This window comes from Symploca atlantica LB2515, from assembly GCF_052546295.1.
Window position 1 is genome coordinate 4,271,828 of the sequence record NZ_JBQWMT010000001.1, and the last position, 12,438, is coordinate 4,284,265.

The 12,438-nt window shown below is 46.3% G+C and carries 6 protein-coding genes; 2 read left to right on the forward strand and 4 right to left on the reverse strand.

The genetic code is table 11. The annotated features are described in order from the left end of the window. Positions 1–99 precede the first annotated feature (99 nt). The 3 genes from ACT7WV_RS17795 to hemW all read right to left on the reverse strand — a co-directional run bounded on the left by ACT7WV_RS17795 (position 100) and on the right by hemW (position 8,687). Positions 100–6,633, reverse strand: a complete 6,534-nt coding sequence (locus ACT7WV_RS17795) for a Calx-beta domain-containing protein (protein ID WP_445104162.1) — start codon at positions 6,631–6,633, stop codon at positions 100–102. Between the two features lie 238 nt (positions 6,634–6,871). After that, the gene (locus ACT7WV_RS17800; protein ID WP_445105679.1) at positions 6,872–7,126 is read right to left on the reverse strand and encodes a DUF4915 domain-containing protein; all 255 of its coding nucleotides are present in this window, start codon (positions 7,124–7,126) and stop codon (positions 6,872–6,874) included. Between the two features lie 298 nt (positions 7,127–7,424). Beyond that, entirely contained in the window at positions 7,425–8,687 is a 1,263-nt protein-coding gene (gene hemW, locus ACT7WV_RS17805; protein WP_445104163.1) for a radical SAM family heme chaperone HemW, read from the reverse strand. A 364-nt stretch (positions 8,688–9,051) separates the two neighbouring features. Here hemW and ACT7WV_RS17810 point away from each other — a divergent pair, with 364 nt between their 5' ends. After that, positions 9,052–10,131, forward strand: coding sequence for a PIN/TRAM domain-containing protein (locus tag ACT7WV_RS17810; protein ID WP_445104164.1), 1,080 nt, complete (start codon positions 9,052–9,054; stop codon positions 10,129–10,131). Positions 10,132–10,286: 155 nt separating this feature from the next. On the opposite strand, the gene ACT7WV_RS17815 is transcribed toward ACT7WV_RS17810, so the two are convergent. After that, positions 10,287–11,528 (reverse strand): vWA domain-containing protein, encoded by a 1,242-nt coding sequence (locus ACT7WV_RS17815; RefSeq protein WP_445104165.1) that lies wholly within the window; start codon positions 11,526–11,528, stop codon positions 10,287–10,289. 192 nt (positions 11,529–11,720) lie between these two features. Here ACT7WV_RS17815 and ACT7WV_RS17820 point away from each other — a divergent pair, with 192 nt between their 5' ends. Continuing rightward, the gene (locus ACT7WV_RS17820; protein ID WP_445104166.1) at positions 11,721–12,377 is read left to right on the forward strand and encodes an ATP-dependent Clp protease proteolytic subunit; all 657 of its coding nucleotides are present in this window, start codon (positions 11,721–11,723) and stop codon (positions 12,375–12,377) included. Positions 12,378–12,438: the final 61 nt, after the last annotated feature.

The following is a 12,438-nucleotide window of genomic DNA, read 5'->3' on the forward strand; positions in this document are numbered from 1 at the left end:
AGCTATTCAAACTAGTGTAGGAACAGAGCAATAACCTGTTCCTACACTAGATAAGTCTCCTAGCTCTTGTGGATATAACGGCTAGGGATTAATGGCTACTTAGGTGAAATTAACTTGCAAGATCAAATCGTTGTAGTCAAAGTCAGACCTATCCTCAAAACCAAAGGTATTGTCAGCGAGCCGGACAATGTGGTCAGCACGATCGGGATTAGCCCCGAGGTAAGAGAAATAGGCTTGGGGAAGTTGACCCTGCTGATTGTTTGGATTCGTCGCCAAGAATTCCTCCTCGGTACCGTTTGCGATCAAGTAAGGAGCCCACAAGCTACCACCAGGCAGCCCTTCTGTTCGGTCAACCCGATTACTGATAGCTGTTTCTGCATAAAGAGGGTTACTGATAGCAATACCACCAATGCTACCACTGAGGTCATCAACGGCATAAAAACCAAAGTTATTATCAAATTCAGCTGTGCCGTTAACCACAAAATCAGCTGACAGCAAGCCGGTTGGTTCATTGCGTAAATCGATGAGTTCTCCCTGAATCTCTCCTTGAAGTCCTGTTCCTATTGGAGGAGGAGTCTCAGTGATGCTGACGGTCATCACTAGATCATTGAAGTCGAAATCAAGACGGTCTTCCCAGTTGAGGGTGAAACTACTAGCATCATTCTGGGACGCCTGTAAATGGTCTAAACCATCTGGATTAGCAGAAGCATTAGTAAAGAAAACATTCGCCGGGGTTTTCCCTGTCAGTGGATTACCAATTACAAGAGTATCAGTGGTGCTATTTTGCACCAGATAAAATCCTAGGCTAACGCCAGTATCAAAGCCTAACTGGCGAGTAAGAGGCTCATTAGTCCATGGACCAACAGGACTCCACTGACTCGGACCAGTCTTCTCATAGGGAGAGAGTCCGGAGAAAATGACTTGACTTTGGTTAAGAACAGTTTCCAGATATTCTGGTGATTCCGGAGAAATACCGTTGACCCTTCCTTGGTCATCGGTAATAAACACCCCAACCTCATTGACAAAAATGCCACTGCTGGAATCAAGCGTAAAAGAGAGTTGGGCTTGACCAGAGCCGCCTTCGATGGAAAGAATATCGTCTGGGGTCTTATTTAAAGTAAAAGGAGCTTGATCATCGTCGATGTTAGTCAGAGCAACGTCATCTACATTAAGCTGATTGTAGTTAGCATCAGCACTGATCGCACTAGTGACAATATTGTAAGCAATATCACCGTCAGCAATGTCGTCATCTACGCCCGTAACAGTGACAATCTGGGGCAAATTCCAGTTACTATTGTCGAAAATGAGAGCATTGGTAGAAATATTACCCTCTGTAGGATCATCGCTGTTCAGGATCAAAGCGACTGGAGAAGTGGGTTGGCTGTTAAGCACTACACCAAAAGAAGCTGTGCCTCCAGCTTCCGTAGTTACAAGTTCGGTTGTCGGAACTACGCTGATGCCAGCAGTATCATTATCGGTAATCGTAGCCACGCCTTCAGCATCATCAATGGTGGCATTGACGGCATTACTCAACTGCACTGTGAAGGTTTCATCCAGTTCATCGATGGCATCATCAGTGATATCCACCGTGATTTGAGCTGTCGTTTCGCCGGCGGCAATATTGAGAGTGCCATTACTTCCTGTATAGTCCTCACCATCAAGGGCAGTGCCAGGATTAGTGGCAAAATCTACGGTGACATCCTGTCCACTAGCTTGGTCAAGAGTAACGGTAAAAGTGGCAGTACCTGCGGCTTCGTCTACTGTGACGTCATCAATCGAGAGGTTGGGCGGTAGGTCATTATCGGTAATCGTAGCCACGCCTTCAGCATCATCAATGGTGGCATTGACGGCATTACTCAACTGCACTGTGAAGGTTTCATCCAGTTCATCGATGGCATCATCAGTGATATCCACCGTGATTTGAGCTGTCGTTTCGCCGGCGGCAATATTGAGAGTGCCATTACTTCCTGTATAGTCCTCACCATCAAGGGCAGTGCCAGGATTAGTGGCAAAATCTACGGTGACATCCTGTCCACTAGCTTGGTCAAGAGTAACGGTAAAAGTGGCAGTACCTGCGGCTTCGTCTACTGTGACGTCATCAATCGAGAGGTTGGGCGGTAGGTCATTATCGGTAATCGTAGCCACGCCTTCAGCATCATCAATGGTGGCATTGACGGCATTACTCAACTGCACTGTGAAGGTTTCATCCAGTTCATCGATGGCATCATCAGTGATATCCACCGTGATTTGAGCTGTCGTTTCGCCGGCGGCAATATTGAGAGTGCCATTACTTCCTGTATAGTCCTCACCATCAAGGGCAGTGCCAGGATTAGTGGCAAAATCTACGGTGACATCCTGTCCACTAGCTTGGTCAAGAGTAACGGTAAAAGTGGCAGTACCTGCGGCTTCGTCTACTGTGACGTCATCAATCGAGAGGTTGGGCGGTAGGTCATTATCGGTAATCGTAGCCACGCCTTCAGCATCATCAATGGTGGCATTGACGGCATTACTCAACTGCACTGTGAAGGTTTCATCCAGTTCATCGATGGCATCATCAGTGATATCCACCGTGATTTGAGCTGTCGTTTCGCCGGCGGCAATATTGAGAGTGCCATTACTTCCTGTATAGTCCTCACCATCAAGGGCAGTGCCAGGATTAGTGGCAAAATCTACGGTGACATCCTGTCCACTAGCTTGGTCAAGAGTAACGGTAAAAGTGGCAGTACCTGCGGCTTCGTCTACTGTGACGTCATCAATCGAGAGGTTGGGCGGTAGGTCATTATCGGTAATCGTAGCCACGCCTTCAGCATCATCAATGGTGGCATTGACGGCATTACTCAACTGCACTGTGAAGGTTTCATCCAGTTCATCGATGGCATCATCAGTGATATCCACCGTGATTTGAGCTGTCGTTTCGCCGGCGGCAATATTGAGAGTGCCATTACTTCCTGTATAGTCCTCACCATCAAGGGCAGTGCCAGGATTAGTGGCAAAATCTACGGTGACATCCTGTCCACTAGCTTGGTCAAGAGTAACGGTAAAAGTGGCAGTACCTGCGGCTTCGTCTACTGTGACGTCATCAATCGAGAGGTTGGGCGGTAGGTCATTATCGGTAATCGTAGCCACGCCTTCAGCATCATCAATGGTGGCATTGACGGCATTACTCAACTGCACTGTGAAGGTTTCATCCAGTTCATCGATGGCATCATCAGTGATATCCACCGTGATTTGAGCTGTCGTTTCGCCGGCGGCAATATTGAGAGTGCCATTACTTCCTGTATAGTCCTCACCATCAAGGGCAGTGCCAGGATTAGTGGCAAAATCTACGGTGACATCCTGTCCACTAGCTTGGTCAAGAGTAACGGTAAAAGTGGCAGTACCTGCGGCTTCGTCTACTGTGACGTCATCAATCGAGAGGTTGGGCGGTAGGTCATTATCGGTAATCGTAGCCACGCCTTCAGCATCATCAATGGTGGCATTGACGGCATTACTCAACTGCACTGTGAAGGTTTCATCCAGTTCATCGATGGCATCATCAGTGATATCCACCGTGATTTGAGCTGTCGTTTCGCCGGCGGCAATATTGAGAGTGCCATTACTTCCTGTATAGTCCTCACCATCAAGGGCAGTGCCAGGATTAGTGGCAAAATCTACGGTGACATCCTGTCCACTAGCTTGGTCAAGAGTAACGGTAAAAGTGGCAGTACCTGCGGCTTCGTCTACTGTGACGTCATCAATCGAGAGGTTGGGCGGTAGGTCATTATCGGTAATCGTAGCCACGCCTTCAGCATCATCAATGGTGGCATTGACGGCATTACTCAACTGCACTGTGAAGGTTTCATCCAGTTCATCGATGGCATCATCAGTGATATCCACCGTGATTTGAGCTGTCGTTTCGCCGGCGGCAATATTGAGAGTGCCATTACTTCCTGTATAGTCCTCACCATCAAGGGCAGTGCCAGGATTAGTGGCAAAATCTACGGTGACATCCTGTCCACTAGCTTGGTCAAGAGTAACGGTAAAAGTGGCAGTACCTGCGGCTTCGTCTACTGTGACGTCATCAATCGAGAGGTTGGGCGGTAGGTCATTATCGGTAATCGTAGCCACGCCTTCAGCATCATCAATGGTGGCATTGACGGCATTACTCAACTGCACTGTGAAGGTTTCATCCAGTTCATCGATGGCATCATCAGTGATATCCACCGTGATTTGAGCTGTCGTTTCGCCGGCGGCAATATTGAGAGTGCCATTACTTCCTGTATAGTCCTCACCATCAAGGGCAGTGCCAGGATTAGTGGCAAAATCTACGGTGACATCCTGTCCACTAGCTTGGTCAAGAGTAACGGTAAAAGTGGCAGTACCTGCGGCTTCGTCTACTGTGACGTCATCAATCGAGAGGTTGGGCGGTAGGTCATTATCGGTAATCGTAGCCACGCCTTCAGCATCATCAATGGTGGCATTGACGGCATTACTCAACTGCACTGTGAAGGTTTCATCCAGTTCATCGATGGCATCATCAGTGATATCCACCGTGATTTGAGCTGTCGTTTCGCCGGCGGCAATATTGAGAGTGCCATTACTTCCTGTATAGTCCTCACCATCAAGGGCAGTGCCAGGATTAGTGGCAAAATCTACGGTGACATCCTGTCCACTAGCTTGGTCAAGAGTAACGGTAAAAGTGGCAGTACCTGCGGCTTCGTCTACTGTGACGTCATCAATCGAGAGGTTGGGCGGTAGGTCATTATCGGTAATCGTAGCCACGCCTTCAGCATCATCAATGGTGGCATTGACGGCATTACTCAACTGCACTGTGAAGGTTTCATCCAGTTCATCGATGGCATCATCAGTGATATCCACCGTGATTTGAGCTGTCGTTTCGCCGGCGGCAATATTGAGAGTGCCATTACTTCCTGTATAGTCCTCACCATCAAGGGCAGTGCCAGGATTAGTGGCAAAATCTACGGTGACATCCTGTCCACTAGCTTGGTCAAGAGTAACGGTAAAAGTGGCAGTACCTGCGGCTTCGTCTACTGTGACGTCATCAATCGAGAGGTTGGGCGGTAGGTCATTATCGGTAATCGTAGCCACGCCTTCAGCATCATCAATGGTGGCATTGACGGCATTACTCAACTGCACTGTGAAGGTTTCATCCAGTTCATCGATGGCATCATCAGTGATATCCACCGTGATTTGAGCTGTCGTTTCGCCGGCGGCAATATTGAGAGTGCCATTACTTCCTGTATAGTCCTCACCATCAAGGGCAGTGCCAGGATTAGTGGCAAAATCTACGGTGACATCCTGTCCACTAGCTTGGTCAAGAGTAACGGTAAAAGTGGCAGTACCTGCGGCTTCGTCTACTGTGACGTCATCAATCGAGAGGTTGGGCGGTAGGTCATTATCGGTAATCGTAGCCACGCCTTCAGCATCATCAATGGTGGCATTGACGGCATTACTCAACTGCACTGTGAAGGTTTCATCCAGTTCATCGATGGCATCATCAGTGATATCCACCGTGATTTGAGCTGTCGTTTCGCCGGCGGCAATATTGAGAGTGCCATTACTTCCTGTATAGTCCTCACCATCAAGGGCAGTGCCAGGATTAGTGGCAAAATCTACGGTGACATCCTGTCCACTAGCTTGGTCAAGAGTAACGGTAAAAGTGGCAGTACCTGCGGCTTCGTCTACTGTGACGTCATCAATCGAGAGGTTGGGCGGTAGGTCATTATCTAGGTTAGTTACCTCAATAACTTCTGAACCGTTGAAGTTTAGATCAGCACTGATAGATTGTATGTTGATGTTATAAGTAATATCACCATCATCGATGGTATCGTCTACTCCAGTAACGGTAACAAGCTGCGGCACATTCCAGTTAGAAGGGTCAAATAAAAGGAAGTTTTGGCTAACTGTGCCTTCTGAGGGATCACCATTATTGATAAGAACAACGACAGTAGAAGTGGGTACTTCAGATAGAACTATTGCAAAGCTTTGGGTATTTCCATCTTCGCTAGTGGTGAGTGAGCTTGGACCGAAGATGATGGGAAACACACTAGGGTAAGCCTGCATCAGTTCTGGCACAAACGCCGTTCCGCTGGAAACTTTACCAACTTGGTATTCCAAGTGCCACTGGCCGCCTTTGAGTGCATTTCCAACCCGGTGGGCTGAGGCGGCAATATTGGCACGTGTCAACTGGTGAAGACGTTCTAGGAAGGGGTTAGAACTGGCGAGTGCTTCAACTGCTGCCAAATTACAGGCATAGAGGAAAATTTCAGCAACTCCCCACTCTTGTAGTTGCTGGCTATAGCGCTCCAAGTTTGCCAGATTTAAGGGAGTTTTTCCCAAATGAAGTGTTCCTGGAGCACCGTGGCAGATAATATGTAAACTAGCGGGGTTAGGATAAAGTGTCAGAGCTTGGGTAATTTGCTCTACACCATCCTGGTTATGGTCAAGGATGAGGACATTTGCCCCTTGTTTAACCCCTGCCGCTAGCATTTGGTAAGCTTCTACTTTGGGGTCAATCACTACCAGCATGCCTGCACCTTCTCGCTGCTGCTTGACCTGCTGATGACCCTGAGCCAATGAGTTCTCTGGCTTAAGAGTATTAGCGTACACTTGAGTACTATTAGTATTTTTCATGTTGGATCTTCATCACTACAGACAGTTCTAGGTAAATGCGCCTGTTTTGATATAGATGCCGAATAATCACTGAAACTCAAGAAGGCTTCTTTTAGTTCAGTTCCTGAATAGATGTTTCTACAAAGGCTAACCCCAGTAGGGGACAAGCTGTGACCAACTGAACTTGCTAAGCTCACCGACAACTAGTCGGCTTCACTTAGAAAAAGAGGTTAAGCCACAAAGAATCAAAGAAAAGTAGTTAGAGCAAAAGTTGATGAACAAATGCTGCCAAATTAAATATGACTGGATAGGGCTTCTCAACAAGGTAGAAGATTTCAGAAGCCATAGGTGAAATTTCGATACTTGCTCTTGGCTTCAGCAAGTCCACAATGGCTTTATTGCCCCAAAAGGTCAGCCCTCGCAGATGACCAGGGCAGAAAGCAACCCGCTTAAATCTGACCGCTTGCAGGTCCATATAGCCAAAATAACCTATTTTAGAGTTCCGTCGCCACAGTTGTCACGATAAAACTAGGACAAGTAGAGCTTCGATAAGTTGAGAAAGTCACAAAGAATAACACAGTTTATCTCTGTGCATTTATATGGTCAGCCGTCCGTTAAATTAGATGTTTCTTGACCATGACGTAGCAGTATGGTTGCTCTGTTATCGCTACGTCATTGAAGGCAGAAAGTCTAATTCAGTAAGCTAACAACTTTGCATAAACTCGCTACTTCTTACTAAGACTTCTTACCAAACAAGGATATATTTTTCCGGATCCTTAATCAAAGCTTTTTGAATTACAATCCACTAGGTTCTAACTTAGCTGACTAAATAAATCAGCCAAAACTGTATTGGAAAACAAGAATCCTTCGGGGTCAGTCAGCCTTAACCTTCCAGTCTCAGGTAGTGTTTGAGCATTTTGCAAATCCACTAATTGCCCAGAAGTTCCCAGCACTTCCACCCAGCCTTGGCGGTAATGGGGCTCTAAACTTGTCCAAATCTGTTCTAGAGCCACCTCTTTGAATTCCTCGAGCAAAGTGGAGAGGCTTAAACCTTCTGCCAAGCGTAATCCTAGCATCAAGGTTTCTAACAAAACTTCAGTTTTGTTCATTGGTAGACAATCGAAGACATTACCAGTCTCAATCAGTTGTTGCACCCAGGCAAAATACTCTCGCCTAGTGCGTGGTCGCGTGAATCGATATCCTTGAACATAACTCGCTGCTCCCATGCCAAAACCGTAGTAGGGCAGATTTTCCCAATAAACTCGATTATGAAGGCACTGGTGACCGGGTAAAGCATAGTTAGAAATTTCGTAATGTTCATAACCCGCACTGGTGAGGACTTGCTGTGCGACACGATACATTGTGGCAGTAGTCTCATCTGTAGGTAAGGGTTTGACACCGGGAGCATACTGTCGGCCAAAAGCGGTTACTGGCTCGATTACCAAGTCATAACAGGAAAGGTGAGTTGGTTGCAGGTTGACGGCAGCCTCTAGGGACGAATACCATTGCTCCAATGTTTGCGTAGGCAGTCCTGAAATCAAATCTAGGCTGAAATCGGGAATCTCTACTTGGCGCACCATTGCTACAGCCGCCAAAATATCTTCATACTTGTGTGACCGTCCACAAATGTTCAACAATTCATTCTGGAAAGCTTGAACTCCCAAGCTAACTCGATTTACTCCCGCTTTCTGGTATCCCTGAAGCTGTTGCCGATTAAAGGTTCCAGGGTCTATTTCTAGAGAAATTTCAGCATCGGCAGCAATACCGAAGCGCTGGCTGAGTTTGTCTAGGATACGCTCTAGCTGTTCCACCGCCAGCAGTGAAGGTGTCCCACCACCAAAAAAAACAGTTTTTAATCGGCTTCCTAATGCTGGTATATTGTCTATTTCTAGACATAAGATCTCGACGTATTGCTCAATTGTGCCTGAAGTGCTGCCAGTTGCGCGATCTCCCACTACAGAAATAGGGAAGTCACAGTAGTAACATCGCCGTCTACAGAAAGGAATATGAACATATGCAGAACTGGGGGTTACAGAGCCATCACTTTTCTCAGATTGATGTGAGCAACTTAACACTTTCTTCTTGCCCTGTGACTCATAAATTTTCAGCTAATCCTTAATACTTAATTAATAAGTGTCAATTAAATGGAGTATTTTCCGTCCTTTACTGCTACATAGATACTAGTTTCAGCTGGTTAGTGATTACCATTTATCCCTAAAGAAGGATATAAGATATACCTTCATGATTGCCAAGCCAGCTAATTAATTAAAATTATCCCTGGCTAGACGGAAAAACTAACAATTACTCTAATAGTCTAAATTTAGGGGTCTAAGAAAACAAAATGAGATGAAAGATATAATGAATCTAATCGCTGAATATTGCTTTTTTGTCTATTAAATTCCTTAGGGAATTACCACACGAACTACCTAGGTCGGAACTATGCTCGATTTTGTCATTATTCTTATATTCATCCTAGCAGCGGCAGGGATAGGACACGACAGTGTTGAACTACTGCCTACCGATGTACAACAACAGATCACTAACTTGGAAGCTGTGCGTTGGATTACGGCTAGCTTTGCTGCCATTGTTGGCTTTGCCATCGGGTTGACTGTACAGGTCACCTACCGTCGGGTGGAAGCACGAGTTCGTCAAACACCAATTGAGGTAATCTTAACCAGAGCAGTTGGCTTGGTGGTTGGTCTACTGTTAGCTAACTTGATGCTAGCGCCAATTTTCTTGCTGCCGATTCCTTCTCAGTTTGCCTTCATTAAGCCCTTAACAGCCATTTTAGGCAGTGTTATGTTCTCTTTTCTGGGCGTAAGTTTGGCGGATACCCACGGTCGTACTTTCTTACGGCTAATTAATCCCAACAGCCTGGAAACAATCTTGGTGGCCGAAGGTACACTCAAGCAAGCGGCTAGTAAGGTTTTAGATACCAGTTGCATAATTGATGGTCGCATTGAAAAACTGCTAGATACTGGTTTTATCGAGGGTCAAATTCTCGTGTCGCAGTTCGTTTTGCAAGAGTTACAGCAGCTAGCTGATGCTGCCAATGACCAAAAGCGCATCAGGGGCCGTCGTGGACTCGACATTTTGAACCGGATGCAAGATGCCTATCCAGAACGCTTGATAATTCATCCCGCAGATTATGAGGAAATTCAAACAGTAGACGCCAAATTGGTTCGTTTCACCCAAGAAATTAATGGCACTCTACTAACCAATGATTACAACTTGAATAAGGTTGCTAATTTGCAGAAGGTGCCAGTTCTCAATATCAACGATTTAGCCCAGGCAGTGCGTCCTATCTATCTAGCTGGCGACAGCATTGACCTAAAAATTCTTAAAGAGGGTAAAGAACCTACTCAAGGAGTTGGCTACCTCGATGATGGGACAATGGTAGTTGTTGAGGAAGGGAATAAGCACATCGGAGATCAACTACGAGTAGTGGTGACCTCCGCTTTGCAAACTTCTGCGGGACGGATGATTTTCGCCCGACCTCAAACGTCTGTGGTTGCCTAAGGTTATGGGTTGTTCAATTTTTCGCCAATTATGAGACCGGTGCCAACTGTCGTTGGCGCCGGTTCTCTTTTGTACTGTAACCTGAGTCTGGGAAATAAGAAAATCTGCTTGGGAAATGTCCAAATTTTTGTTTCCCGACCTCCAATTGCTATTACTCAATCCTGCAATATTGTCTTAGAGACAATGCGGGTCTTTTTGCGCTCAGCTTCTGAAAGTTGCTCTCCAGATTGCAAACGAGTAGCGCTATTTTGCAGGATTGTAGCACCTCCTGTGTCCCCCATTTGAATGGCGGTTTTAGCAGCAGTTTGCAGCATTGTAGCAGCTCCAGCACGATCGCCCTGTTGCAACTTGGCTTCAGCAATTTGAGTCTGCCGGTATTTTGCCAAGGCTAAGATCGACTTTTGCACGCCTGGGTTAATAGAGGGTTGATACACTCTCTGAACATCTGCTTCCACTAGTATGGGTTCTGAAAGTAACCCTTCTTTGCCCATACCTGGGTCATCGTAACTCACTTGTAGTTTAGCGATCGCTTGACGACCCTCTGGCAGTTGACCAATGTAAAGGTTGGCAAGGAGTACTCGTTGAGCATCTGTCATCAAGTCTCCCAGACGCACCAAAAATTTGTCACCTTGTGGTTGCACGGGTAACTCAATTGTATCGGGAGCAACTTGGGCGATTGGTTTTAGTTCGGCTAACCGCACTTTAGGCATCAGAGAAATTTGCACGTAGGCATTGGTCAATCCTACAGATTGAATGCGGTTAAACAAACGGCCAAATTCCTGCACTGCTTGCTCTGGTTGCTCAATATAGGAAAGAGTACCACTGCCAATATCGGCAATTTTTTCTAAAATATCCTGGTTCCATTTATCCCCAAATCCCAGGGTATTGAGCGTCAGATTATACTCAGTTGCCAATTTTGCTAATTTTAGACAGCGCTGATTATCGCCGTGTTCATTCTCGCCATCTGTAAGCAATAATACTTGAGATACGGTTTCTTGTTTACCCTTGGCTACTTCTTCAATTCCTAGCTTGAGACCTTGGTCAATGGCTGTACCACCATCTGCCGAGAGTCTTTGGATCTGTTTTTTGACATTATCTATATTTTCAATCGCTTGATTGGGTACAATAACTTTGGCTCTGTGATCAAAGGCAACCACACAGATGCGATCGCCTTCTTTGAGCCTTTCCACAAGACGTACTGCGGCCTTCTTCACTGTTTCCAGAGGGCGTCCATACATGGAGCCACTGTGGTCGAGAATTAGACATAGATTGAGGGGCACAGATCGCTCTTGCGCAGTAGCGACCGCTGAAATCGCCATCGATAGCTGACGCTGACTGCTAGGTTGATTGGCATCAACATGAGCATCATTCAAAGCAGGATGCAAAGCAACTTTCATCTCTTGAGACTCTCAGGCCAAAAGACCCTGGGATTTTCTAGGCAACAAATCTACGTTAGCATTACAGATTTATCTTAAATACGGTAAGTAGTCCTCAAGGTCGTAGAAATACGCCAAAGAAGTGCCTCAGACAAGTTCACAAGCACGCTACTATGTATTAGAGATAGCGCCATTATTGCCGCCCTGTACACCATGAAATTACCCTTTCAGGCAGTTCAATCTCCCTACTACGGGAATACCTCCTACCGGACACCGCCGCCAGACTTACCCTCACTGCTGCTGAATGAGCGGATCATTTATTTGGGTATGCCCTTGGTGCCAGCGGTAACGGAACTAATTATTGCTCAACTGCTTTTTTTGCAGTACGCAGACCCCGAAAAGCCCATTAGAATTTACATCAATTCTACTGGCACCTCTAGTTACAGTGGCGAACCTGTAGGCTTTGAAACCGAAGCTTTTGCCATCTGTGACACAATTAACTATATCAAGCCGCCGATCCAAACCATCTGCCTTGGTACAGCGATGGGCATGTCAGCGATGTTGCTTGCTGTGGGAACTAAAGGTTCTAGGGCAAGCTTGCCTAATGCCTCAATTGTCCTACATCAACCCAAGAGTTACGCTCGTGGTCAGGCGACGGATATTCAAATTCGCGCCAAGGAAGTGTTGGCAAATAAAGCAACCATGATCGATATCTTGGCCCGCAACACTGGTCAAAAACCAGAGAAGATTGCCAAGGACATGGATCGGTTTTTGTATCTGACGCCCCTACAGGCCAAAGAGTATGGTTTGATCGACCGCGTACTGGAGCCTTCAGAGCTACCAGCACCACTTCCTGCCAGTGTATCTTAAAACTATTTTTCTCCTATCAAACGCTGATTTTCCAGCGTTTTAACCATCGATCTCTAATGTA

What these genes read in the sequence shown, in the direction of transcription:
- ACT7WV_RS17795 (WP_445104162.1), bottom strand. Translation starts at nt 6,633, where the DNA reads ATGAAAAATACTAATAGTACTCAAGTGTACGCTAATACTCTTAAGCCA.
- ACT7WV_RS17810 (WP_445104164.1), top strand. Translation starts at nt 9,052, where the DNA reads ATGCTCGATTTTGTCATTATTCTTATATTCATCCTAGCAGCGGCAGGG.
- ACT7WV_RS17815 (WP_445104165.1), bottom strand. Translation starts at nt 11,528, where the DNA reads ATGAAAGTTGCTTTGCATCCTGCTTTGAATGATGCTCATGTTGATGCC.
- ACT7WV_RS17820 (WP_445104166.1), top strand. Translation starts at nt 11,721, where the DNA reads ATGAAATTACCCTTTCAGGCAGTTCAATCTCCCTACTACGGGAATACC.